Source organism: Sphaerospermopsis sp. LEGE 08334 (assembly GCF_015207205.1).
Taxonomy (GTDB): domain Bacteria; phylum Cyanobacteriota; class Cyanobacteriia; order Cyanobacteriales; family Nostocaceae; genus Sphaerospermopsis.
On record NZ_JADEXH010000008.1, the window covers coordinates 113,377 to 137,553 of the forward strand.

Annotated in this window: 24 protein-coding genes; 8 read left to right on the forward strand and 16 right to left on the reverse strand. The window is 36.5% G+C overall.

Translation table 11 applies throughout. The features are described 5' to 3' along the window. Window positions 1–169: 169 nt before the first annotated feature. From IQ237_RS06445 to IQ237_RS06455, 3 genes are all read left to right on the forward strand, one after another. Window positions 170–1,351, forward strand: a complete 1,182-nt coding sequence (locus tag IQ237_RS06445) for an aldo/keto reductase (RefSeq protein WP_194053439.1) — start codon at window positions 170–172, stop codon at window positions 1,349–1,351. Window positions 1,352–1,410: 59 nt separating this feature from the next. After that, window positions 1,411–3,525, forward strand: a complete 2,115-nt coding sequence (gene pabB / locus IQ237_RS06450) for an aminodeoxychorismate synthase component I (protein ID WP_194053441.1) — start codon at window positions 1,411–1,413, stop codon at window positions 3,523–3,525. Between the two features lie 188 nt (window positions 3,526–3,713). Continuing rightward, window positions 3,714–5,081 (forward strand): DNA cytosine methyltransferase, encoded by a 1,368-nt coding sequence (locus tag IQ237_RS06455; protein ID WP_194053443.1) that lies wholly within the window; start codon window positions 3,714–3,716, stop codon window positions 5,079–5,081. Here IQ237_RS06455 and IQ237_RS06460 read toward each other — a convergent pair whose 3' ends face one another. The 3 genes from IQ237_RS06460 to IQ237_RS06470 all read right to left on the reverse strand — a co-directional run bounded on the left by IQ237_RS06460 (window position 5,082) and on the right by IQ237_RS06470 (window position 7,445). Further along, window positions 5,082–5,513, reverse strand: coding sequence for a TdeIII family type II restriction endonuclease (locus IQ237_RS06460; RefSeq protein ID WP_194053498.1), 432 nt, complete (start codon window positions 5,511–5,513; stop codon window positions 5,082–5,084). Window positions 5,514–5,720: 207 nt separating this feature from the next. Further along, a complete protein-coding gene (locus IQ237_RS06465; protein WP_194053445.1) occupies window positions 5,721–6,098 on the reverse strand; it encodes a TdeIII family type II restriction endonuclease in 378 nt (125 codons plus the stop codon). A 36-nt stretch (window positions 6,099–6,134) separates the two neighbouring features. Continuing rightward, window positions 6,135–7,445 carry a hemolysin family protein gene (locus IQ237_RS06470; RefSeq protein ID WP_194053447.1) on the reverse strand — a complete coding sequence of 437 codons (1,311 nt, stop codon included), beginning with the start codon at window positions 7,443–7,445 and terminating at the stop codon, window positions 6,135–6,137. Window positions 7,446–7,734: 289 nt separating this feature from the next. Between IQ237_RS06470 and mfd the strand changes: the two genes are divergently transcribed. Continuing rightward, window positions 7,735–11,217, forward strand: coding sequence for a transcription-repair coupling factor (gene mfd, locus IQ237_RS06475; protein WP_194053449.1), 3,483 nt, complete (start codon window positions 7,735–7,737; stop codon window positions 11,215–11,217). A 124-nt stretch (window positions 11,218–11,341) separates the two neighbouring features. After that, entirely contained in the window at window positions 11,342–11,899 is a 558-nt protein-coding gene (locus tag IQ237_RS06480) for a Uma2 family endonuclease (protein ID WP_194053451.1), read from the forward strand. Window positions 11,900–11,988: 89 nt separating this feature from the next. On the opposite strand, the gene IQ237_RS06485 is transcribed toward IQ237_RS06480, so the two are convergent. The 6 genes from IQ237_RS06485 to IQ237_RS06510 all read right to left on the reverse strand — a co-directional run bounded on the left by IQ237_RS06485 (window position 11,989) and on the right by IQ237_RS06510 (window position 16,909). Next, complete coding sequence (locus tag IQ237_RS06485; protein WP_194053453.1) at window positions 11,989–13,104, reverse strand: LptF/LptG family permease; 1,116 nt, start codon at window positions 13,102–13,104, stop codon at window positions 11,989–11,991. 174 nt (window positions 13,105–13,278) lie between these two features. Further along, window positions 13,279–14,007 carry an LPS export ABC transporter ATP-binding protein gene (lptB, locus tag IQ237_RS06490; protein WP_194053455.1) on the reverse strand — a complete coding sequence of 243 codons (729 nt, stop codon included), beginning with the start codon at window positions 14,005–14,007 and terminating at the stop codon, window positions 13,279–13,281. Window positions 14,008–14,040: 33 nt separating this feature from the next. Further along, window positions 14,041–14,532, reverse strand: coding sequence for an LptA/OstA family protein (locus IQ237_RS06495; protein WP_194053457.1), 492 nt, complete (start codon window positions 14,530–14,532; stop codon window positions 14,041–14,043). A 303-nt stretch (window positions 14,533–14,835) separates the two neighbouring features. Next, window positions 14,836–15,228, reverse strand: a complete 393-nt coding sequence (locus tag IQ237_RS06500) for a DUF309 domain-containing protein (protein WP_194053459.1) — start codon at window positions 15,226–15,228, stop codon at window positions 14,836–14,838. A 6-nt stretch (window positions 15,229–15,234) separates the two neighbouring features. Continuing rightward, window positions 15,235–15,600 carry a ferredoxin-thioredoxin reductase catalytic domain-containing protein gene (locus IQ237_RS06505; protein WP_194053461.1) on the reverse strand — a complete coding sequence of 122 codons (366 nt, stop codon included), beginning with the start codon at window positions 15,598–15,600 and terminating at the stop codon, window positions 15,235–15,237. 151 nt (window positions 15,601–15,751) lie between these two features. Further along, window positions 15,752–16,909, reverse strand: coding sequence for a DUF58 domain-containing protein (locus IQ237_RS06510; protein ID WP_194053462.1), 1,158 nt, complete (start codon window positions 16,907–16,909; stop codon window positions 15,752–15,754). A gap of 163 nt (window positions 16,910–17,072) precedes the next feature. Here IQ237_RS06510 and IQ237_RS06515 point away from each other — a divergent pair, with 163 nt between their 5' ends. From IQ237_RS06515 to IQ237_RS06525, 3 genes are all read left to right on the forward strand, one after another. Beyond that, window positions 17,073–17,384: a DUF433 domain-containing protein gene (locus IQ237_RS06515; protein WP_194053463.1), complete on the forward strand. Its 312-nt coding sequence runs from the start codon at window positions 17,073–17,075 to the stop codon at window positions 17,382–17,384. Further along, a complete protein-coding gene (locus IQ237_RS06520; protein ID WP_194053464.1) occupies window positions 17,377–17,712 on the forward strand; it encodes a DUF5615 family PIN-like protein in 336 nt (111 codons plus the stop codon). Before IQ237_RS06515 ends, IQ237_RS06520 begins: the two co-directional genes overlap by 8 nt. Window positions 17,713–17,789: 77 nt before the next feature. Then, window positions 17,790–18,590, forward strand: coding sequence for an endonuclease/exonuclease/phosphatase family protein (locus tag IQ237_RS06525; RefSeq protein WP_194053465.1), 801 nt, complete (start codon window positions 17,790–17,792; stop codon window positions 18,588–18,590). A 485-nt stretch (window positions 18,591–19,075) separates the two neighbouring features. Here IQ237_RS06525 and IQ237_RS06530 read toward each other — a convergent pair whose 3' ends face one another. The 7 genes from IQ237_RS06530 to IQ237_RS06560 form a co-directional block, all read right to left on the reverse strand. Continuing rightward, the gene (locus IQ237_RS06530; RefSeq protein WP_194053466.1) at window positions 19,076–19,462 is read right to left on the reverse strand and encodes a DUF5615 family PIN-like protein; all 387 of its coding nucleotides are present in this window, start codon (window positions 19,460–19,462) and stop codon (window positions 19,076–19,078) included. Beyond that, a complete protein-coding gene (locus tag IQ237_RS06535; protein WP_194053467.1) occupies window positions 19,462–19,782 on the reverse strand; it encodes a DUF433 domain-containing protein in 321 nt (106 codons plus the stop codon). Before IQ237_RS06535 ends, IQ237_RS06530 begins: the two co-directional genes overlap by 1 nt. 34 nt (window positions 19,783–19,816) lie before the next feature. Continuing rightward, window positions 19,817–20,455: a Uma2 family endonuclease gene (locus IQ237_RS06540; RefSeq protein WP_194053468.1), complete on the reverse strand. Its 639-nt coding sequence runs from the start codon at window positions 20,453–20,455 to the stop codon at window positions 19,817–19,819. Between the two features lie 63 nt (window positions 20,456–20,518). Beyond that, complete coding sequence (locus tag IQ237_RS06545) at window positions 20,519–21,109, reverse strand: Uma2 family endonuclease (RefSeq protein ID WP_194053469.1); 591 nt, start codon at window positions 21,107–21,109, stop codon at window positions 20,519–20,521. Window positions 21,110–21,440: 331 nt separating this feature from the next. Continuing rightward, the gene (gene typA / locus IQ237_RS06550) at window positions 21,441–23,231 is read right to left on the reverse strand and encodes a translational GTPase TypA (protein WP_194053471.1); all 1,791 of its coding nucleotides are present in this window, start codon (window positions 23,229–23,231) and stop codon (window positions 21,441–21,443) included. A gap of 179 nt (window positions 23,232–23,410) precedes the next feature. Continuing rightward, window positions 23,411–23,875, reverse strand: a complete 465-nt coding sequence (locus tag IQ237_RS06555; RefSeq protein ID WP_194053473.1) for a type II toxin-antitoxin system VapC family toxin — start codon at window positions 23,873–23,875, stop codon at window positions 23,411–23,413. Then, window positions 23,876–24,136, reverse strand: a complete 261-nt coding sequence (locus IQ237_RS06560; RefSeq protein WP_194053480.1) for a hypothetical protein — start codon at window positions 24,134–24,136, stop codon at window positions 23,876–23,878. Window positions 24,137–24,177: the final 41 nt, after the last annotated feature.

Below are 24,177 nucleotides of genomic sequence, written 5' to 3' on the forward strand. Positions count from 1 at the left end.
AATCAATGAATTCTTACATTAAAATATGTAGGTTGGGCAATGCCCACCTATGAAAAAACTTCAGACAATCTCCGTTAGGAGATACCGCAGGGTAGATGCAAAGAGATTGCTATTTTTAGCACACATTTTCTTTATCTAAAATCCAAAATCTAAAATCTAAAATTACGCGATGTTATACAGAAGATTTGGACGCACAAATTTACAAATGCCGGTGTTTTCCTGTGGAGGAATGCGCTATCAATTTAAATGGCAAGATGTTAAACTAGAGGAAATTCCTTCAGATAATCAAGATAATTTAGAAGCTGTTATTCGTCGTGCTGTTGAGTTGGGTATTAATCATATTGAAACTGCTAGGGGTTATGGAACTTCGGAAATGCAGTTAGGTAGAATTTTACCTACATTTCCCCGTGAAAAGTTAATTGTCCAAACTAAAGTTTCTCCTGTTGCAGATGGAAAAGAATTTAGAAAAACATTTGAAAGATCTTTATCATATCTCAATTTAGACTATGTTGATTTATTAGGTTTACATGGTATTAATAATGCCGAATTTTTAAATTATAGTCTTGGTGATGGTGGTTGTTTAGAGGTTGCTCAGGAACTACAAAAAGAAGGAAAAGTCAGATTTATTGGTTTTTCAAATCATGCACCTTTAGAAATAATTTTACAGGCAATTAATACCAATCAATTTGATTATATTAACCTCCATTGGTATTATATAAATCAATGGAATTGGTCAGCAATTAAAGCTGCTAATAAGTTAGATATGGGGGTGTTTATTATCAGTCCTTCTAATAAAGGAGGTTTGTTATATCAACCTTCTGAAAAGTTGGTTAAGTTATGTTATCCATTAAGTCCAATGGTGTTTAATGATTTGTTTTGTTTAAGTCATCCCCAAGTAAATACATTAAGTATTGGTGCTGCAAAACCCAGTGATTTTGATGAACATTTAAAAACCTTAGAATTATTAGACAAAGCTGATGAAATATTACCTCCAATTATCGCCAGGTTAGAAAATGCTGCTATAGACGTTTTAGGGGAAGATTGGGTAAAATCTTGGGATCAAAATTTACCAACTTGGGAAGAAACACCAGGACAAATTAATATTAAATTTGTGTTATGGTTGTTGAATTTAGCTTTAGCTTATGACATGGTGGAATATGGAAAAATGCGTTATAATCTCTTAGGTAATGGTAATCACTGGTTTCCTGGTAATCAAGCAGATAAATTAGATGAATTAGATTTGAGAGGATGTTTAATTAATAGTCCTCATGCTGAGAAAATACCCCAAATGTTAGCTAAAGCAAATGCAATGTTAAAGGGTAAAGATGTAAAAAGATTATCTCAAAGTTAGTTGAGTTATCACTATTCCCTTATTACTGTCACCTGTCACCTGTCACCTGTCACCTATTCGTGAAAACTCTAATCATTGATAATTATGATTCTTACACCTTTAATTTATATCAATTCATTGCGGAAGTAAATGGAAAAAATCCCATTGTCATCCGTAATGATGAAGTTGACTGGGAAAAATTGACCAAGATTGATTTTGATAATGTGGTTATTTCTCCAGGACCAGGTAGACCAGAAAAAATAGAAGATTTTGGTATTTGTGGTCAGGTTTTACAGAATATTCAAGTACCTGTTTTGGGTGTGTGTTTAGGACATCAAGGTTTAGGTTATTTTTATGGTGGTAAAATTATCCATGCACCAGAAATTAAACATGGTCGTTTAAGTGAAGTTTATCATAATCATTGTCAATTATTTCAAGGTTTACCATCTTCATTTTTAGCTGTTTGTTATAATTCTTTAGTTGTTGCGGATGACATACCCGAATGTTTAGAAAAAATTGCTTGGACTCCAGAAGGTGTAGTCATGGGTTTACGTCATCGAAATTTACCTTTTTGGGGTGTACAATTTCATCCTGAATCAATTTGTACTGAATATGGAAAAGAGATTTTTAAAAACTTTAGAAATATAACTGCCAAATTTTATAATTATCAAATTCCAGAAAATACAAATCATCAAAACATACTTTTACCCAAAAAACATCAAAAACAAAAACAGCAACAATATCAAGTTTATAGTAAAAAATTAGATATATATCCTGATGCAGAACAGGTATTTACACAGCTTTTTGGTGACAAGGTAAATACCTTTTGGTTAGACAGTAGTAGATATGAAACTGGGTTATCTCGGTTTTCCTTTATGGGAGATAATAGGGGTGTTCACAGTTTATTAGTTGAATACTGGACAGAAAACCAAGAAATTAAAATTACTCAAGGTGATAAAATAACAACTCATCAAGAAAGTATCTTTGATTATTTACAACGAGAAATTAAAAATAGACATTTTGTAAATGAAGAATTACCCTTTAATTTTAACTGCGGTTTTGTGGGTTATTTTGGATATGAATTAAAAGCAGAATGTGGAGGAAATTTAGGACATAAGTCTAATTTACCTGATGCTGTGTTTATTTTAGCAGATAGAATCATTGCTTTTGATCATCAGGAACAAGTTATTTATTTAGTCTGTTTAAGCACAGAAGAAGAAACTGCAAAATCATGGTTTTTAGAGACAGAATTAAAATTACAAAGTTTGTCATTATTAAAACCAATCATTAAACCTGCACAGCAAAAAAACAAAACCATTAAATTTCATTTACAACAGTCCAAAAAAAATTATCTTGATGATATTCAAACATCATTAAAAGAAATTTATGAAGGTGAAACTTATCAAGTTTGTTTAACTAATAAATTATCTACAAAAGTAACACCAGAACCTTTAGAATTTTATCGCACATTACGGAAAATTAACCCTGCACCTTATTCAGCTTTTTTGAAGTTGGGAAACTATAATAAAAATTTCAGTATTGCTTGTTCTTCACCAGAAAGATTTTTAAGTATAGACTCTCAAGGTTGGGTAGAAACAAAACCCATCAAAGGAACATTACCCAGGGGAAAAACACCCCAAGAGGATGAACTTTTAAAAGCAAGTTTACGTAATAGTGAAAAAGATCGTTCTGAAAATTTAATGATAGTCGATTTATTGCGTAATGACTTAGGGAGAGTTTGTCAAGTTGCTAGTGTTCATGTTCCCAAATTAATGGATGTAGAAACCTATAGTACAGTACATCAATTAGTAACTACAATTAGGGGTTTATTACGTCCAGAAATGGATGCTATTGACTGTATTAAAAATGCTTTTCCTGGTGGTTCAATGACAGGTGCGCCAAAAATTAGAACTATGGAAATTATAGATAAATTAGAACCCAAAGCAAGAGGTGTATATTCTGGTGCAATTGGTTTTTTAAGTTGCAATGGTGCAGCAGATTTAAATATAGTCATTCGTACTGCAATTTTAACATCTGAAAGAACTTCTATAGGTGTAGGAGGGGGAATTGTTGCTTTGTCAAAACCCCAAGCAGAACTTTCAGAAATGTTGTTAAAAGCAGAAGCATTAATTGAAGCTTTAGTAATTACTGTTAACGGTAAATTAGATAAAATAATGATAGAAAATATACAGTAATTTGCAGATCAATAAAGATACAGTATATTGCATATCAAGGAGGTAAAACAATAAACTTAATTCTATACCTCAAGACTGTTTTACTCTTAAATTATGACTCTTGATTCCTGCTGTAATAAAATTTGTGTTATTAATGTTATACTATTATTTTCGACACTAACAGTTAGTTTAAAAGATAGCTAACAAATATGAAGACTATTTTATCAACTACACCTAAACAAATAGAATTACCTTTAAATTTACTCACTACAAAACACAAATTTACTTTTATTGATTTATTTGCAGGTATTGGTGGATTTAGGATTGCTTTAGAAAAATTAGGTGGCAAATGCTTGGGTTATTCAGAAATAGATAAACAAGCTATTCAAGTATATAAACAAAATTTTATGAGTTACTTAAATACTGATGAAATTGATTTAGGAGATATAACGAAAATTAGTGAACTTCCCCCTCATATTGATATAATTGTGGGTGGTGTTCCCTGTCAACCTTGGTCTGTTGCAGGAAATTTAAAAGGATTTGAAGATCATAGAGGAAAACTATGGTTTGATGTAATTCGATTAGTTAAGAAAACTCAACCTCAAGGGTTTATTTTTGAAAATGTGAGTGGTTTAGCAAGTCCTAAAAATCGGGATAATTTAGAATTAATTATTAATGAATTAACAAACATTGGCTATTTTGTCAAGTGGCAAGTTCTGAATGCTTATGACTTTGGTTTACCACAAAATAGAGATAGAATTTTTATTGTGGGAATTAGAAAAGATACAGAAAAAAAAGCAGATTATCAATTTCCTCAACCATTAAATATTCACCCAAAAGTTTTAGATATCCTAGAGGAGTTTAAGCATATTCAGGTAGTTGAAAAAGTTAAATTAGATGCAGATACTTTATTTAATGGTATAGTTCCACCATCAAGAACTAGATTTCAAAAAGATGATGAGTTAAATGATTTTTTCATTTTCTCTGATTTAAGAAATGGACACACAACAATTCATTCTTGGGAGATTATTAAAACAACTGATAGAGAAAAAATGATTTGTTTAACTCTTCTGAAATATAGAAGAAGTAAAAAATATGGTGAAAAAGACGGTAATCCTCTATCTTTCGAGAATTTCCGAGAAATTATCACTGATATAGATATTAGTGAATTAAATACATTAGTAGATAAGGGAATATTACGGTTAACGGTTGATCATAAATATGAGTTTGTCAACTCTAAAAATATGACAGGTATTAATAATATTTACAGAATTATTTTACCTACTGCTGATATTTTTCCTACTTTAACTGCTACTGGTTCTAAAGATTATATAGCTACTGTTGCTATTTATGCAAGTAATCCCCAGGAATATAAAAATCTTTTCCTAGAGAAAATTTACCATCCAAAAAAATATATTCCTATTACTGCAAAACACGCTTGTAAATTACAAGGTTTTCCCCATGATTTTGCGTATCATAAAAAAGATGAAGTTGCTAAAAAACAGTTTGGAAATGCTGTACCTGTACCTGTAGTTGAATATGTGGCTAAAGAGTTAATCAAGATTATTTCTATTTAGTCAAATTGGGTAAAATATATCATAAAATTCTGCGGCAAAGTTTTCTTTTCCTAATTCAATAAAAAGTGATTGTAAATCCTCAAATGTATTTTTATGTCCCGAACAAAAATCCCAAAATTCATTGTCTACCCAAATATCTCGTTTAACATCTAGCGGAGACGCTAACAACATACTTTTTTTCTCTTCATACCAATATTTTTTATAAGGATTAAAAGGAATAGCAATACGTCCTTCTAATTTAGCATCAGGATTTTTAACAAGTCTGTAAGCATACCATTCGAGCATTTGTTTGTTTAATTTTTTAAAATCACCTTGATTTGACTGTGTAGTTTTAATGTCAAACATATACTCAATTCCATCTTTAAACAAATGAATATCAACTCCAGTTCCCGTTGAAGGAGATATGTATTCATTGATGTCTTGAGGATTTATTTGTAAGAGGTTGTTTTAAAAGTATTAGATGAAACCGATAATCTCTAGAAACCTAACCCCCCTTCCCCCCTTCCCTACCTCTCCCTAACCCTCTCCTACAAGGAGAGGGAAGCGGAAAAACTTTTGTTGCTGGAATGGGGGTTTCAAAGCCTCTCCCCGATGCGGGGAGAGGTTTGGAGAGGGGTTTATTTATACATTAAAAACTTTTCAAACATCCTCTAAAGCAGCATTTCTTAATCTCTCTATACATTCTTCTGTGGAAATTCTCCTATTATTAGGCTTATTTTCTCGTTCGGACACTAATCTATCTAATTCACGCTGCAAAGTGCTGGGAAATGGAGTTGGAATTAATATTTTATCTTTGATGATTTCAAATCCATTTATTTCAGCTAATGTTTTAGATAGGGGTTCCCAAAAAGTAACTCCTAAACTTGTTTCTAGTCCACCAATCAGAGAACGTATTCGTCTTTCTTTAGGGAAAATATCATCCAATACTTGATAATTTTGTTTTTTTCTCTTTCTAAAAAAATTACTAATTGATTTTTTTAGATTTTCCTTGATAATTGTTTTGGTAGAGTCGTCCATGTTTTCTAATTCCTCTTAATTACTTAAATCCAAATGTTACCCATTATCATTTTTCCTGGGAACAACTAACACCTTATCAACTCTATTTCCATCCATATCCATGACTTCAATTCTCATATTTTCCCATTCAAAATGATCCGCTGCTGAGGGAATACGCCCTAAATGAGTAATAACTAAACCGCCTAAAGTTTGAAAATTACCTCTTTCTTCTATTGCCAATTCTTCTATATCAAAAAGTTCAAAAAACTCCTCTACTGGTAACATCCCATCTACCAACCAAGAACCATCTTCTCTTTGCACTGCTTGGGGTTCTTCCTGTCCAGGTTGTGCAGGAACATCACCGACAATTTCACTCATAATATCATTGAGCGTTACTAATCCTTGAATGACTCCATATTCATCAACTACTAAAGCAATATGAGTGGCGGTTTGTTTAAATAACTCTAAAACTTTTAAACCCTTGGTACTTTCGGGGACAAATATGGGTTGACGTAATCCTATTGTTAAATCAAAAGGTTCATGGCGTAAACTCCTGGCTAATAAATCAGTCACAGGAATAACACCTAAAACATGATCAAGTCCCTCTTGACAGACAGGATAGCGAGAATAGGCACTTTCAGACATTTTGTGACGGTTTTCTTCTGGGGAGTCTTCCAAGTCTAACCAAACAATATCCGGGCGGGGTGTCATTAGAGAACTTACAGGGCGATCGCCTAAACGAAAAACCCTTTCTACCATATCCTGTTCTGCTTCCTCAAAAGTCCCCGCTTCTGTTCCCTGTTCTATTAAAATCTTGATTTCTTCTTCTGTAACTTGCGGTTCTTGAGAAGGTCTAACTCCTAAAATTCGCAATACTGTTTCTGTGGATAAAGTTAAAAGATAAACCACAGGAGAAGCTAACGCTGCTAAAGTTCGCATAGGAAAAGCTACAAATGCAGCAATTTTTTCCGGGTGGTTCAATGCTAACCGCTTGGGTACAAGTTCACCCACAATCAATGATAAATAGGTGATGACTAAAACCACCACTCCAAAAGCAATAGGTTGGCTATAATCTGCCAAAAAAGGAACTAACTGAACATATCTCTCTAGCCTTTGGGCAATGGTAGCACCACCAAACACACCATTGAGAATATTAATCAGTGTAATCCCTACTTGTACAAGAGATAAAAAATGATTAGGAGACTCTGCCAGTTGCAGTGCAGCTTGGGCGTTGAGGTTTCCTTGATTGGCTAGTTGCTGTAATCTGACCTTACGGGCGGAAACTATGGCCATTTCAGACATGGAAAACACACCGTTGGCAAGAATTAGCGCCAAAATGATTAAAATTTCAACAGAGATTGAGGACATTTTATTTGGGAGTCGGGAAAAAGAGGTGACAGGTGACAGGTGACAGTAGAAAGGAGTTAGGAAGAAGAATTATTTTTTTCCACACTCTACAGTCTGTTACCTTTAACCACTGACTTTATAAAATAGTGGATATGGCAAGAACAAAGGATGAAGGATATTGATCAATGCTAAACATAGATACTAAAAGACTGTTTACACTGTCACCTGTCACCTGTTCCCTGTCACCTGCTATATCTAACTACAATCTAGATTTTCCCACTTTTCAAGACTTCTCACGCTAGTAACACTTATGGCTTTTTCTTCTATTGTGCGTGCTTTGGCGCGATTGCCTTTGACCGCAGAACTCAACACCAAACTGAAAAAAAATCAAGAACTGCATTTAAATGGTATTTCCCGCTTACCCAAGGGTTTAGTTACTTCCGCTTTGGCTCATCATGAGGGTAGAGATTTATGTGTAATCTGTGCCACTCTGGAAGAAGCGGGGCGGGTTTATGCCCAAATGGAAGCTATGGGATGGAATACTGTACATTTTTACCCCACTTCGGAAGCTTCTCCCTATGAACCTTTTGACCCAGAAACTGAGTTAAGCTGGGGTCAAATGCAGGTTTTGGCAGATTTGATTAGTAGTGGCATTCCGAATAAAAATACAGCTATTGTTGCTACTATAGGCGCACTACAACCACACCTTCCACCCCCAGAGGTATTTAAATCTTTTTGTCTCTCTTTACAAAAGGGGATGGAATATGATTTAGATGAGTTCAGCGAAAAAATTACCGCTTTGGGTTATGAACGGGTTTCTTTAGTAGAAACTGAAGGTCAATGGAGTAGACGAGGGGATATTGTTGATGTTTTTCCCGTATCTTCTGAGTTACCAGTCCGTTTAGAATGGTTTGGGGATGAAATTGAAAAAATTCGGGAATTTGACCCCTCTACCCAACGTTCTGCTTTAGATAAAGTTAATCAAATTTCTCTTACTCCTACTAGCTTTGCACCTATTGTTTTAGCAGCATTAAAAAATCATCCCAATTTTACAACTATTGTAGAGACGTTTCATGAAACTTCTCTACAGGAATCGGAATTACAATCATTAGAAGGAAGTAGAAGATTTTTAGGTTTAGCTTTTAATAAACCGGCTTCAATTTTAGATTATTTATCTGAAAATACCCTGGTTGCTATTGATGAGGTAGAACAATGTCACGCCCATAGCGATCGCTGGGTAGAAAATGCTGATATTCAGTGGTCAGTAATCAGTGAACAGCTATCAGCTAAAATACCAAAAATACATTTTACTTTTGATGAGTGTTTAACAGAAATTGGCAGTTTTCACAAGTTGTATTTATCAGAATTAGCGGAAGAAAATAGCGGTACTAATTTAGCGAGTAGACCTTTACCTGTTACACCTCATCAATTTGCTAAATTAGCAGAAACCCTCAGACAAGAAAGAGAAAGAAAATTTGCAGTTTGGTTAATTTCTGCTCAACCTTCCCGTTCTGTAGCTTTACTACAAGAACATGATTGTCCTGCTCAGTTTATCCCTAATCCTCGTGATTATCAAGCAATTGATAAACTACAAATCAATCATACACCAGTCGCCCTGAAATATTCGGGTTTAGCAGAATTAGAAGGTTTCATTTTACCTTCTTTTCGGATTGTTATTGTCACAGACCGCGAATTTTACGGACAACATTCTTTAGCTAATTTTGGTTATGTTCGTAAACGTCGTCAAGCTAAATCTAAACAAGTTGATCCGAATAAATTAAGACCAGGTGATTTTGTTGTTCATCGTAGTCACGGCATTGGTAAATTTGTCAAGTTAGAAAGTTTGACAATTAATAATGAAACCCGTGATTATATAGTTGTTCAATATGCTGATGGTGTGTTAAGAGTTGCGGCGGATCAAGTTGGTTCTTTATCTCGATTTAGAACTAATGCTGATAACCCCCCAGCACTCCATAAAATGACGGGTAAAGCTTGGGAAAATACTAAAAACAAAGTTAGAAAATCTATTAAAAAATTAGCGGTAGATTTGCTAAAATTATATGCTGCCCGTTCTCAACAACAGGGTTTTTCTTATCCCCAAGATATGCCTTGGCAAGCAGAAATGGAAGATTCTTTCCCTTATCAACCTACCATAGATCAACTCAAAGCTGTGCAAGATGTCAAGCGGGATATGGAAAGTGAACGACCAATGGATCGCTTGGTTTGTGGTGATGTGGGTTTTGGGAAAACAGAAGTAGCAATTAGAGCGATTTTTAAAGCTGTTACTGCTGGTAAACAAGTGGCACTTTTAGCCCCAACCACAATTTTAACTCAACAACATTATCACACTATTAAAGAACGATTTTCACCCTATCCTGTGAATGTCGGTTTATTAAATCGTTTCCGCAGTGCAGAAGAAAAACGCAACATTCAAAAACGTCTAGCGACTGGAGAATTAGATATTGTTGTGGGAACACATCAATTATTAGGAAAAGGTGTGCAATTTAAAGATTTAGGACTTTTGGTAATTGACGAAGAACAAAGATTTGGAGTTAATCAAAAGGAAAAAATCAAGAGTTTAAAAACACAAGTTGATGTGTTAACTTTATCTGCAACTCCCATTCCTAGAACCTTATATATGTCTTTATCTGGGATTCGGGAAATGAGTTTAATTACCACACCACCCCCAACCAGAAGACCAATTCAAACTCATTTAGCACCTTTAAACCCAGAAATTGTCAGAAGTGCAATTAGACAGGAATTAGATAGAGGTGGACAGGTTTTTTATGTCGTTCCCAGAGTCGAAGGAATAGAAGAAACTACAACAAAATTAAGAGAAATGATACCGGGGGGAAGATTTGCGATCGCCCACGGTCAAATGGATGAAAGTGAGTTAGAATCAACTATGCTCACTTTTAGCAACCATGAAGCTGACATCTTAGTTTGTACGACAATTATCGAATCTGGTTTAGATATTCCGCGAGTTAACACCATTTTAATTGAAGATGCTCATCGTTTTGGTTTATCGCAATTATATCAATTAAGAGGACGAGTAGGACGAGCAGGAATCCAAGCTCACGCATGGTTATTTTACCCCAAACAAAGAGAATTATCTGATGCAGCCAGACAAAGATTGAGAGCAATTCAAGAATTTACTCAACTCGGTTCTGGTTATCAATTAGCAATGCGAGATATGGAAATTCGCGGTGTAGGAAACTTGCTAGGTGCAGAACAATCTGGTCAAATGGATGCTATCGGATTTGATTTGTACATGGAAATGTTAGAAGAAGCAATTCGAGAAATTAGAGGTCAAGAAATACCCCAGGTTGAAGATACCCAAATTGACCTGAATCTCACTGCATTTATTCCTTCCACCTACATTACAGATATAGATCAAAAAATGAGTGCTTACCGTGCAGTGGCAACAGCAAAATCTCAAGAAGAATTAAAAGGAATTGCCGCAGAATGGACTGATAGATATGGTGCAATTCCTGTTCCTGCAAATCAACTTTTAAGAGTGATGGAATTAAAACAATTAGCGAAAGCTTTAGGATTTAGTCGCATTAAACCAGAGAATAAACAGCATATAGTTTTAGAAACTCCAATGGAAGAACCTGCATGGAATTTGTTAGCAGAAAAGTTAACAGACTCTATGCGAAATCGCTTTGTTTATTCTCAAGGAAAAGTAACAGCAAGAGGTTTAGGAGTATTTAAAGCTGAACAACAATTACAGACATTAATTGATGTTTTTTCTAAAATGCAAGGAGTTATTCCTGAAGTAGCTTTAGTCTAGTTTTAGTCTGTTGGGTTGACGCAAGGAAACCCAACATAATTAATATTGTTGCGCGATCGCTTCACCCAACCTACTATAAAATAAACATCTCAATTAATTCAATAAAATTCCCATAGAGGTGACAATGGTTGTACAACTACTCAGGCACCAATTTACAGTTAAGCAATTTCACAAAATGGCTGAATCTGGTATTTTATCAGAAAATGATCGAGTGGAATTAATTCGGGGGGAAATGATTGATATGTCACCTATTAGTACAAGACACTCAGGTTGTGTTCTATTTCTAACAAATTTACTAGCTTTACTATTGGGAGGACGTGCGTTAATTAATGTGCAAAATCCTGTAGAATTAGATGAAATTTCCGAACCACAACCAGATATAGCATTATTAAAAACCCGTCCTGATTTTTATAGAAATTCACATCCCCAACCAGAAGATATATTTTTAATAATAGAAGTGGCTGATACAACTGTAAAATATGATCGCCAAGTGAAAATTCCGTTATATGCAGAAGCAAATATTCCTGAAGTTTGGTTAATAGATGTGAATCAGGAAATCATAGAAGTATATCGCCATCCTCACCAGGGAATTTATCAAGATATCCAGACTTTAGAGAAAAATCAAAGTTTATCAATTTTAGCTTTTCCTGGTGTGAGTATTAATGTAAGTGAGATATTTTAAAGAAGTTGGGTATTTGTTTTATTAGCAATGAAGGTTATGCACTTTTAATTACCAGAGAGGAATAGTTTTTCAGTCAGTTAATTAGGACATTACCTTTGGGCAACTCGCATTAACAGAAATACACCGACTCCCAAACCAAACAAATTAGGCAACCAAGCACCGACAACGGGAGAAAGAATTTCCGCCTGTGCCAAAGCCCCAGAAACTGATAATAATAAGTAATAACTGAAAATGACGATTACACTAATACCAAAACTTGTACCTCTACCAGTACGTTGAGGTATAGTTCCCATCGCCGAACCCACTAAACCAAAAATAATACAAACAAAGGGAAAGGCAATTTTTTGTTGAATCCGCACTTCTAATTTTCTAATTCTTTGGGGATTACCTGCTAGACGTTCTACTTCTAATTGTTGTAAGGCTTGGGCAATATTCATTTCTCCATAATCTCGACTATTTTCTGCAACATTTAAAGGCGTGCGGGGAAGTTGCAATTGTTGATGTTCAAACCGCAAAATATTCCGATAAGAACGGTCTGGTGCAACTAAATAAATTGTACCATTATAAAAATCCCAAACTTGTTGAGCAGGATTCCATGCAGCAGATTCGGAAACTAAAATTTGATTAACTCCTTCTCTAGAACGGTCGATAATTGTTAAACCTTTCATTTGCTTACCGTCAAATTGATCGGCATAAAACAAGCGAGAAAGGACTTTATTTGTGCTACCATCTGCTGCTTTTTCTTCCCGGTATTCAGGATAATAAATATTTTGTTGTTTAAATGATGGTTTGTCTGATTGCAGTGCTTGTTCTAAAGTTCGAGTAGCTTCATAATTGGCAGCTGGGGCTATTTGTTCATTAAATACATAAGTCATACCTGTGACTAAACTACTTAATAAAACAGCCGTGAATACCATCCGATAAACACTTACACCACATCCCCTTAAAGCAATTAGTTCACTTTCACTAGATAACTTGCTGTAAGTCATCAACGTAGCAAGTAAGGTGGACATGGGGAAAGAATAAACCATTACATAGGGTAATTTTAAGGCAAACACCTTGAGGGCGATATTAATTGGTAGTCCAGATTCTACCACTTTTCGTAATAATTCAAATAAGCTATCAATTGCTAAAACTACAGAAGTAAATGCCCCAACTCCAAATAAAAAAAGCGGGAGTAACTGCATCGCCAAATAACGATCCATGATCGAAAAAGGCAGCAGTGAATTAAGGGTATAGAAAGATTTAATTGGCTTAGATGTCATAAGAGAAATTAAAAATAAAAATGTCAGGAAGCATGAGTCAGGAGTCAGGAGTCAGAAGAAAAATAATTATTACCAATTACCAATTACCAATTACCAATTACCAATTACCTATTTTTAAACATTAAAATTATCACCTAAATAATATTGTCGAACAAGGGGATTATTATAAAGTTCATCAGCAATGCCAAAAGCGAGAATTTGCCCTTCCCGCATAATGTAGGCACGATCAGTAATAGCGAGGGTTTCGCGGACATTGTGATCGGTGATTAAAATACCCATACCGCGATCGCGCAGTTGTGCTACAATTTGCTGAATTTCTGAAACTGCTATAGGATCAACTCCGGCAAAGGGTTCATCCAACAATAAAAATTTCGGACCTTCTCTACCTGCTGCTAAAGACCTGGCTAACTCTGTGCGTCGTCGTTCACCTCCAGAAAGTTGAATACCTTTACTATTGGCAACTTTTTCTAAGCGAAACTCTGTTAATAAATCACCCAACCGTCTTGACCATTCCCTACGTGGCACATTAGTTTGTTCTAAAACCAAGAGAATATTATCTATAACAGACAGTTGACGAAATACACTAGCTTCCTGTGCCAAATAGCCAATACCCAATCTAGCTCGTTTGTGCATTGGCATTCCCGTAATCTCTAAATTATCTAACCACACCCTACCCTGATTAGGTTTTTCTAAACCTGTGGCAATATAAAATGTTGTGGTTTTACCAGCACCATTGGGTCCAAGTAAACCAACAATTTCACCTTGGGCTACAGAAAGATTAACGCGATTGACAATGACTCGCTTGCCATAAGATTTATGAATATTTTCTAAAACAATTTTCACTATTCGCGTTTTTGTGGTAATGAATATTAAATTTTAACGCTTGAGAGGTGGTGTTTTAGGCGCTGGTTTAGCGGTTTGTCCACTCACATCACCATCATCCACCATGTAAATAGATTCTACCTGACGATTGGACTGGGGTAAGGCGATAAATCGACCTTCGTCAATTAAATAAGTGACTCTTTCCGCCCTAATACTGTTATTACCTTGTTGCAAAATATAGACGTTGCCACTGAAATCAATGCGTCGTTCTTTGCTAAAGTATTGTGCTTGGGCGGCTGTGGCTTGTATTTGACGTGCAGGATACAACATCTGCACGTTACCGCGAGCAGTGATTACTTGAGCTTTAGCATCATATTCTTGGACATCCGAGCGAATAGTCAGGGGCCGGTTTCCCCCAGAAGATTGGGCTGTAGCGGTGGGAAGTTGGTTAGTAAGGGTTACTGTACCCAAGAGGGCTACAGGCAGCATTACAGCTAATCCTAAACGTTGCATTTGTGATTTTAGCAAGTGATAGGGAGTTATCATAGTAATTTGTGATAGAAGTTTTTCAGGTTATGGCAGGTGACTGGGAACTGGGGACTGGTGACTAGTGGCAGATTTACAAACCTGTTTGTTTCCAAGTTTGTTTCCAAGTTTGATCACAAGTTTTATGATCTGTTTGTGAACTACCATTTTGGCAGTTGCTTCATATTCTAATTTGGAGGTTTGACGGTTTCCTGCATCCAAATGTTTCTTTATTGGTAGGGTTTCACTTTGCTGATGCCACCAAATATTCTGACTCTTGTACGGGTTTAGCAATGCTAAACCCCTACTCACTCCTGAAAACTACTATTCTTTGATCATAGAAATTTGGGGTAAAGGCAAGGCTATATTTTCACCCACATCACCACCAGCGATTTTTTCTATATCAACCTGTTGAATTGCCTTTAAAAACTCCACACTCTCAAGTAATAATTTTTCCACGTTGATACCGCAATCATAGTCTGAGTAACGACGGAGACGATTAGAACCTTCTCCTAATAAGATCATTGCTCCTCTTATGTTGCCATTACCCAGGTGATATAAGGCTACAGCAATTTGCAAAATACCCTGATACAAAGTTTTTTCTGGCTCTGTTGCTTCAATCCACAGAGCTTCTAGGGTGTCATGACAAGCGTAGAACTGTCCAGAGTTGAACTGTTCTACTCCTTGCCAAAACTCTTGGGGCAGGTTTTCGCTCATCTGCTATTAACCCATACTATCCCGCACTTCTTTGATCGTTTCCATAGAGATTTCTTGACTGGTACAAGCAAAATCATTTTCTGGAGTCAGGAACAGCATACAGTGACATTCTTTGCGTTCTCGCATGGGTACGCAGGGGCAGTTCCAATAAGCTGCGTTAACTTCCGCTTCTTTATCTTCATAGTGACGACAAGGACACAAAGGCGCACCGAGGTCGTCTTTATGTTTGGCTAAACCTTCGATGACAACTGCTGTCACGGAAGATTCAGAACAGAAGAAAGTTCCAGTGCGTTTGGCATATTGTTCGGAAAAATGACGCATTGCCTCTAGGCTTTTATCACTGGCTTTTGTGCTAGGTTCTGAATTTATCATTGGATCGGCTTTGATAATTTAAATATTTCTTCGCATTGTACAACAGGCTGAGGATCAGGGGACTGGTGATTGGGGACTGGTGATTGGTAATTGGTAATTGGTGATTGGTAATGGGGTTATTTACTTCCCCTACCTCCTGACTCCTGCCTCCTTAATAACTTAATGGTTTTTGCAGTTGCAGTTGTAGTTCTTGTTCACTTTGCAAAATTATACCGGGGTAATCTCCATTAATGACGGTGTGTTCTGGGGTTGAGTTGGCATTTTCCCATAACACCCAACGACTACCTTGAGGTAATTTAGAGATGGTAAGAGGGTCTTGGGTCAGCCAAATTAAAGGATTGTTTTCTGGTGGTGTATTTGCTTCTTCTAGGGGGTTGGTTGCTGCCAAGGTTTCGAGGATGATGGTATCACCTTTGACTACTCCTGTGGCTGCTGTCCAAAGTTGGACTTGGAGTTTTTGTCTTTGTGCGTAAAAATATAAAGATGCAGCAGCAATGACAGCTTGTTCAAATTGTTCTTCTTCCCATTTGGCGGCAGTATCAAGAGCAATGATCACTTCTTGTCCACCTGTAATAATTTCTAATTCTCTTACTCGTAATTCTCCGTAACGGGCGCTGGTACGCCAATGGATGAGACGGGTAGGATCACCGATACGATAAGGACGCAGCGATCGCACTAATCCTGATGTTGCTAATTGTAAGGGTTTTCCTCGCGGATCGTTTCTTTCGCTGTCGTCTTGGCCAATTTCATCCACTAAGGGACAATTGGTCAGGGGTAAGACTGTAGGATAAACGATGGCGATCGCTTTACTTTCTCTTTGACGACGACACCAAAATAAACCCCAAGGCGCACCTGTAGCTAATTCTACTTTATCCCATCTGTATAATCCCCGGCGTTGGGTAGGTTGATAGTATTGCCAACGATAACTATTTTGTGCTTCAATGGTATCAATTGGATTTTTGATGGGTTTGCCTAAAACGAAGGGAAGTATATCGCTAACTTGTAATAAAGTTACAGGTTTTGGGGTGGGATTATAAATTTCTATTTCAATGTTGAGTTCATCTCCAACGGTGACAGGTGGGATGGGGGAGCGTTTGATGATCAGATGTTTGAGCGATCGCGGTGCTAAAAATATTGATACACCTAATAAAGCCAAACATACGCCACTAATTACATATAACCAGCCTGCCATTGTATTAATAGCAGCACCTAAATAACAAATTGCAATACCGACTAATACCCAACCGCCATAAGTCGGTGCAGATGCGCGAGTTTCTAACCAATTTGTGATGTTTTTGGTGATGTTCATAATTTCAGGTGACAGGTGACAGTAATAGGATATAGGGCAATAGTTTCTTTTTTAACTCAATACGAGTTAAAATGTACAGTATTTTGAAGTTAAATAGGAAATTTGTGAGAACTAGAACTGCGGTATATTATTAAGATATAGGACGGAGGTGGAAGATAAATTTATGCAGTTGGTTAGCCAGGAATATATAGAAATTGCTGCTGATGTGCGGAGTGGAAAACCCCGTATTGCTGGTACTCGTATAGCGGTAGAAGATGTAGCAGTGCTGCATTTAAAGCTGGGGTATTCATTGGTAGAAATTGCGGGTAAATATGATCTGTCCCTGGCATCTGTTTATGCAGCAATGGCTTATTATTTTGATCATCGAGATGAGATTAATGGACGTACAGTACAAGAAGATGAATTAGTTGAAGTATTGAAACAAAATCATCCTTCACGTCTGCAAGAGAAACTGAGACAGTTGAGAAATGAGTGAAAAAATTCGCTTTCATTTAGATGAAAATGTTGATCCTGCGATCGCTCTTGGGTTGCGTCGTTATGGAATTGATGTGACAACAACTAACAATGTGGGATTACGCACTCAATCAGATCAAGCACAGTTCAAGTTTATTCAAGAAACACAGCGAGTTCTGTTTACCCAAGATGCAGACTTTTTGATTATTGCTAGTAGTAGGTTTGATCATCCAGGGATTACTTACTGCAAGAAAGGAACTCGTTCAATTGGTGAAATTATTGAGGCTTTAGTTTTGATTTATGAAGTGATGACACCTGAAGAGATGTTGGGATATATTGAATTTTTGTGAAATAAAATAAATGTTGATGAGTTGACATATTCAAACATGGTAATTTTAATTTCAAACCTAAAATAGTTTTTAAAAACATGAAAATCATCACCATTAATATTTTGTTTAAATTGAATTATTGGACACAAAGACGAGATTTGTTAGTAGCGGGACTGGAAGCAGAAAATCCTGATATCATTGCTTTACAAGAGGTAAGTTTAACAGAAGATACAGCAGCTTGGATTGCAGAACAATTAAATATTCCTTATATTTATAAAGCTGTTCCTCAAGATGTTAATAATAGTGATTTACCTTTTGGTTTAGCTATTCTCAGTCGGTTTCCGATTATTAAAACCGCAGCAATTGATTTAGAACATCAGGGAAGAATTGCCCAATATGCACAGCTTCAGTTAAATGATAACACATCTGTTGTTATTTGCAATGGTCATTATTTTTGGTATCCCGGTTCACATAAAAAACGGAATAAACAAATAAAATTAATGTTAGATTGGTTATCAGAATTTGATGAGCAAATACCTGTGATCTCTGTGGGAGATTTTAATGGTACTCCTGATAGTTCGGGAATTAAAATGATTAAAGAAAGATATCGTTCAGCTTATGAAGTATATCATGGAACTGAGCCAGAATATACTTGTCCCACACTTTTAGGTCAAGACAAACTGAGTTGGAAAACTAGATTAAAATATTTTTGGAGAAGTTTGATTTTTGATAGAAGTTGGAAACCTTGGAAGGGTACTTTAGATTATATTTTTATTAATCAGCGTTTACAGGTGCGAGATTGTCGAGTTATTTTAAATCAACCAGCAGCTAATAATCGTTATCTTTATCCTTCGGATCATTTTGGAATTGTTGCAGATTTGGAGGTTGTTGATAGTTAGATTTTTTATCTCACGCAGAGGCGCAGAGGCGCAGAGAGAGATTAAGAGGTATGATTATGTTAGAGGTAAGGATGGAATTATGACAATTGTTACTAATTTAAAGCTACTCTATGAAAGCGATGATTATTTTTTAGGTGTATAAGTTTTAGACTTTTAATTAATTTGAATTTAGGCAATTTATCAGAGAGAACGTTTTTAAAAACTACTTTTATACAAAATCCCCGACTTCTTTTGTGATCTGGTTCATAGATGATGAACTGATGTTAGAAGTCGGGGATCTGAGTTTTATTAGTTTTCATTTTAGGCGATCGCTAAATCCTTAGTTTCCTAAGATTTTAAGACTGGTTTCCATTAATTCCAATCTAAAGCGATCGGTAAAGAGTTCCTCTAGGAAGCATTACCCAGTAAGGGTTTCAGCCGCCAATTCGACGCACCTCTAAAAAAGATTATAAACATGTTAATCCCTAAATTTAATAACTAGACTTCTATCTTGTGTATTCTTGGTAAATAAAAATCTGTATACTAGACTTGGGTATATTATTTTTCTTAATTCTAATTAGCCGATTAGTAAAATCAGAATTTTCACTCAAGCAAGTCTGAAGTATTGTAGCTTGTCCTATATAATCTCGATCATCTTTACAGATGATAATACCAGCGTGAGAAATTCCACTTTGATGAAATGCAATAAAATCATCTCGGTTGAGTGTCAGTAAAACTCGTTTTTCTTGAGTTGCAAAAACCAAGACTTCATCATCTGGGATACCTTGATTAGCTTTTCCTGCTTCGTGGGAAGTCAGCACATCATATTGATATTGACGTAATTGTCTCACAATTTCCAGAGGAAAGTTTTCATCAGCATATAATCTTACCATCAGTCATCCTCATTTTGAGCAGTGATGATCAGATCAATTTCTGAAGAATTTTGTTCATAATAATCCCAAGCTGCTGTTAAATCTTCCGATGTCAAACTAGGGTAATTTTGCAGCAATTCTAGATCATCCGCTCCCTGTTTTCTCAACGACACCAACATCCATACAGGAATGCGAGTATTACGAATCCGTGCATGGCCACCACAAATTCCCGGAGTTTTTTGGATAGTGTGAGATTGAAGACGACTTTCTAAAAGTGTTCTTTCTTCTGGGGAAAGTGCTTCAATTACTTGTACCAAAGAATTAACTAATTTTTGATTCATATTTTAATGTTCAATAAAATAATTATTACTGAAATTATAACTGCTCTCTCACCCAACTCCTAAACCTCTTAATAGTTGCATTCCTCCCATTAATTCCACTACTTTCCAAATATCGAGGAATCACATCAAGCAAAGGTAAACCAGGAAAATTCAAACTCGACTGAGACACCACATAATTACCATCTACTAAAACATTAATTTGCAACTTCCCATTTTCAAACCTCCACAACTCAGGAACTTTTAAAGCTTCATATATATTCGGATGAGTGCGGGAAGTAACATCAATTTCTAAAGCTAAATCTGGAGGAGGATCAATTGTTAAATCTAACCTTTTCTTACCCCTAACTAAACGCTCATTCTGAATATAAAAACATTGATCAGGTTCTATTCCCTTTTCCATAAATTGATTTTTAAAAGTCGTAGAACCAAGACTGAGAAATTCAATATCCAATTCTTCTAATAATGCTTTAATTAAATCACTAATAATTTCCTTATCAAATTCATGTTCTGGTAAAGGAGTCATAATTTCTAATATTCCCTGATCATAAGCAATTTTCGCAGCACGATGTTCTCCCAACTCCTCTAAAATTGCTTCCAATTCTGTCCAAGTGACATTTTCTAATAAAACCCTTTGTCCTGGTGGTACATGAATGCGCTTTAATTCTAACAACATCATTTCCACTCCTTAAACTTAGTAAATCTATTTTACTAGATAAATAATAGATTTGAGTGAAACTTAACCTTTCCTTTTCACCCAAGCAAAAACATCCTCAACGGTAATATTCACACCCAAACCATCCAACACAGGTAAAACATCATTTCCTAATAATAATAAAGGTAAAGAATGAGGTTGAAAAACCAAAATAGAACGCTCACTAGGATCAATCAACCATCCCAACAGACTACCATTTCTCAAACAATATAAAATATTCCCAGTCACCTTAGTTTGACTTTGTGCAGGAGAAAGAATTTCTATAATCCAAGGAGGTGCAAAATCAATACCACTGCTAATAATATCCCCATTCTCATCTAACGGTATTTGATGATTAGAAAGAATCACCACATCAGGAACAACAGAGCGATCGCCAAAACTACAACGCAACTCAGGAAAAGCCTCAAAATCACTTCCCAAACCATCAATAAAAGCAACCAACCGTTTTTGTAAAAGACTGTGTTTTCCCCCACCCATAGATTTTTGAATAGTCTCACCATTAACATATTCCCAAGCTGGTGATTCATCAATATAAGGAAGACTAAAAAACTCCTCTAAAGTCATCTTTACCAAAGGAGTAACCTTACTTTCTACTAACCCAATATTGTTAATCATCAGGTTTCCATCTTATGTATCTTGTGTAAATCTTATAACCCTTCTTCTCTTTGCGCCTTTGCGTCTTTGCGTGAGATAATCTCTTAAAACTCTTATATCAATCCCTTGGGATCATAACTAAATTTACCAGAAACTCAAAACACTGTCAAGAGCGATCGCTGAAATAACCAAAAATCGTAAAGTAATTGAGAACATTATCAATAATATTGAGAATAGAGTGGGGTTTATTGACACAAAACTTTTTTTCAGGAATTTAGAATAGAACGCAGATAAACGCAGATACATACAAATAAAAAATAAGGGTGGGTTTAAATTTCCCACCCCCGATAAATTAGCGTTTAGCTAACTTCTTCGCCATTTTGCGGAGACGAATAGATTGGGGAGTTACTTCCACCAACTCATCTGGTCCGATGTACTCCAATGCTCTTTCCAAACTCATTTCTATAGGTGCTTGCAACTGTACAAGTTCATCACCACCTGAAGCCCGGTGGTTTGTTAACTGCTTGGTTTTGCAAACGTTCAATTCTAAGTCTTGAGGACGGTTGTGTTCACCGACAATCATGCCTTTGTAAACCTTAGTCCCTGGAGTGATGAAGAATGAACCTCTATCTTCTGCGTTCTTCATGGCGTAGAATGTGGAAACGCCTTCTTCAAAAGATATCAGAACACCTTTGTTACGGGCTTCAATGTTACCTGTGATGGGACGATAATCAAGGAAACTGTGGTTCATGATACCTTCACCGCGAGTCATCCGCATGAACTCACCCCGGAAACCAATCAAACCACGAGCGGGAATCACAAATTCCAATTGGGTGCGATCGCCAACACCGGGTTGCATATCTTGCATTTCCCCTTTTCTCTGTCCTAGACGTTCAATACAGCTACCTACTGCATCGCTGGGAACGTCTAAAACTAATAATTCAAAAGGTTCACAAGGTTGGCCGCTGACTTCGCGGTAAATTACTTGAGGCTGAGAAACTTGGAACTCGTAACCTTCCCGTCGCATGGTTTCAATTAAGATACCCAGGTGCAATTCACCCCGTCCAGAAACGTGGAACTTATCAGGTGAGTCGGTTTCTTCCACTCTTAAAGCTACGTTGGTTTCTAATTCCCGGAACAAGCGATCGCGCACTTGACGAGATGTCACCAGTTTACCTTCCTGACCTGCAAAGGGTGAATCATTTACCCAGAAGGTCATCTGTAAAGTTGGTTCATCCACTTTAATTAGTGGTAACGCTTGGGGTTCATTAGGATCGGTAATAGTTTCACCAATGTAAGCATCAGCAAAACCAGCCACCGCTACAATATAACCAGCAGAAGCTTCTTCTAATTCCACCCGCTTCAAGCCTTCAAATCCCATCAGCTTGGAAATTTTAGACTTGACAATATTACCACTTTCTGTTATCAAAGCTGCCTGTTGTCCAGCGCGGATCGTACCGTTATGGATTCTACCAATAACAATCCGTCCCAGATATTCAGAATAATCCAGAGTGGTAACTTGCAATTGCAGAGGTTTGTTAGCATCACCCACAGGTGCGGGAACATGACGGAGGATCGCCTCAAATAAAGGCTGCATATCTACCGCTTCTGCTTCCAAAGTTTCTTTCGCATAACCAGCCATCCCGGAAGCGAACAGATAAGGGAAATCACACTGATCGTCATCTGCACCCAATTCCAAGAACAGATCCAAGACTTTATCTACAGCGACATGAGGATCAGCCTTAGCGCGGTCAATTTTGTTGATAACAACAATAGGACGTAAGCCCTTTTCCAAAGCTTTTTTCAGTACAAAGCGAGTTTGGGGCATAGGTCCTTCGTTAGCATCAACAATGAGGATGCAACCATCAACCATGCCGAGTACCCGTTCTACTTCTCCACCGAAGTCAGCGTGTCCAGGGGTATCAACAATATTGATTAGGGTATCTTTATATTTAACCGCCGTATTTTTGGAAAGAATAGTAATTCCCCGCTCTCTCTCCAGATCATTGGAGTCCATCACACAATCCGGAACGTCTTCGCCTTCGCGGAAAATGCCGGACTGTTTGAGGAGAGCATCAACCAAAGTGGTTTTACCGTGGTCAACGTGGGCGATAATGGCGACGTTACGAATTGGGAGCGTCATAAGAGCGTTGTTGTGTAATTTAGTGTGTTTAGATTTAATAGCTTAGTTAGCTTAGTTTTCGGCTGTTTTAACAGAAGTGGAGATTTTTTGCCAGTTCTGTAACGAACCTTTAATAATTCTAACTCAATTGTCACAAAAATTGTTATTTTGAGAAGAAATAGCAAGAGTGTTTTTGAGGTTTAGGGGTGGTTATTGGGATTATCAACAACTAAACCTTCGTTGACTGCGGCATTATTCAATTCTTGATCAGCAGATATAAAAGTTAATGGATGCAAATTATTAGCTATGCAAAGATCGTTAACAGCTTTAGCCGCAGCTAACTGAACCGCGTCATAACCCCGCAAACCGTGTTTTTCTGCCAAGGTCATAGCTGAATTAATAATAGTATCTGTAATTTCAATTACTTGATATTCCGATTGAATATCATTTTTCAATTGGGAATATACTGTGTTAGCATCTGTGAGAGCGATATTGCCGCCCTTTGCACGTCTACTAATTGCCGCAGTAATTTCCACAGCAGTAATAGCAGCAATAAATACAGTATTTTTCAGATTAGGATTGCACAAACTCACAACCCAACTTGAACCTATTTCCGCAACATAGCGTTTAACTAAAGCACTACTATCAAAGAAATAAACTGTCATTTAGCCGCGTTCCTCAATGATAGTTTGAGAAACAGGTTTACCCTGTACTTGAATGAGAGTTCTTTCCTGTGGTTGGGGAGTGGGTTGTTTAATTTCTTTCACCAAACCAGAATTTAAAAGTGCTTGATAAAATTTTGTGGTTTGATCAGCTTGTGCTTTATCAGTCAGGTATATTTGAATAATCTGATTAAGCTGTTGTAGTTCATCCTGTTCTAAACTATTTAGCTGGTTAATAATTTCATTCAGAAGCGTTTGTGGCATAGGTTCTTAGTTTGTCACATCAGGAATTTCTATTATTTTAA

What these genes read in the sequence shown, in the direction of transcription:
- IQ237_RS06445 (WP_194053439.1), top strand. Translation starts at nt 170, where the DNA reads ATGTTATACAGAAGATTTGGACGCACAAATTTACAAATGCCGGTGTTT.
- IQ237_RS06455 (WP_194053443.1), top strand. Translation starts at nt 3,714, where the DNA reads ATGAAGACTATTTTATCAACTACACCTAAACAAATAGAATTACCTTTA.
- IQ237_RS06465 (WP_194053445.1), bottom strand. Translation starts at nt 6,098, where the DNA reads ATGGACGACTCTACCAAAACAATTATCAAGGAAAATCTAAAAAAATCA.
- IQ237_RS06470 (WP_194053447.1), bottom strand. Translation starts at nt 7,445, where the DNA reads ATGTCCTCAATCTCTGTTGAAATTTTAATCATTTTGGCGCTAATTCTT.
- mfd (WP_194053449.1), top strand. Translation starts at nt 7,735, where the DNA reads ATGGCTTTTTCTTCTATTGTGCGTGCTTTGGCGCGATTGCCTTTGACC.
- IQ237_RS06480 (WP_194053451.1), top strand. Translation starts at nt 11,342, where the DNA reads ATGGTTGTACAACTACTCAGGCACCAATTTACAGTTAAGCAATTTCAC.
- IQ237_RS06485 (WP_194053453.1), bottom strand. Translation starts at nt 13,104, where the DNA reads ATGGATCGTTATTTGGCGATGCAGTTACTCCCGCTTTTTTTATTTGGA.
- IQ237_RS06495 (WP_194053457.1), bottom strand. Translation starts at nt 14,532, where the DNA reads ATGATAACTCCCTATCACTTGCTAAAATCACAAATGCAACGTTTAGGA.
- IQ237_RS06500 (WP_194053459.1), bottom strand. Translation starts at nt 15,228, where the DNA reads ATGAGCGAAAACCTGCCCCAAGAGTTTTGGCAAGGAGTAGAACAGTTC.
- IQ237_RS06505 (WP_194053461.1), bottom strand. Translation starts at nt 15,600, where the DNA reads ATGATAAATTCAGAACCTAGCACAAAAGCCAGTGATAAAAGCCTAGAG.
- IQ237_RS06510 (WP_194053462.1), bottom strand. Translation starts at nt 16,909, where the DNA reads ATGAACATCACCAAAAACATCACAAATTGGTTAGAAACTCGCGCATCT.
- IQ237_RS06515 (WP_194053463.1), top strand. Translation starts at nt 17,073, where the DNA reads ATGCAGTTGGTTAGCCAGGAATATATAGAAATTGCTGCTGATGTGCGG.
- IQ237_RS06520 (WP_194053464.1), top strand. Translation starts at nt 17,377, where the DNA reads ATGAGTGAAAAAATTCGCTTTCATTTAGATGAAAATGTTGATCCTGCG.
- IQ237_RS06525 (WP_194053465.1), top strand. Translation starts at nt 17,790, where the DNA reads ATGAAAATCATCACCATTAATATTTTGTTTAAATTGAATTATTGGACA.
- IQ237_RS06530 (WP_194053466.1), bottom strand. Translation starts at nt 19,462, where the DNA reads ATGGTAAGATTATATGCTGATGAAAACTTTCCTCTGGAAATTGTGAGA.
- IQ237_RS06535 (WP_194053467.1), bottom strand. Translation starts at nt 19,782, where the DNA reads ATGAATCAAAAATTAGTTAATTCTTTGGTACAAGTAATTGAAGCACTT.
- IQ237_RS06540 (WP_194053468.1), bottom strand. Translation starts at nt 20,455, where the DNA reads ATGTTGTTAGAATTAAAGCGCATTCATGTACCACCAGGACAAAGGGTT.
- IQ237_RS06545 (WP_194053469.1), bottom strand. Translation starts at nt 21,109, where the DNA reads ATGATTAACAATATTGGGTTAGTAGAAAGTAAGGTTACTCCTTTGGTA.
- typA (WP_194053471.1), bottom strand. Translation starts at nt 23,231, where the DNA reads ATGACGCTCCCAATTCGTAACGTCGCCATTATCGCCCACGTTGACCAC.
- IQ237_RS06555 (WP_194053473.1), bottom strand. Translation starts at nt 23,875, where the DNA reads ATGACAGTTTATTTCTTTGATAGTAGTGCTTTAGTTAAACGCTATGTT.
- IQ237_RS06560 (WP_194053480.1), bottom strand. Translation starts at nt 24,136, where the DNA reads ATGCCACAAACGCTTCTGAATGAAATTATTAACCAGCTAAATAGTTTA.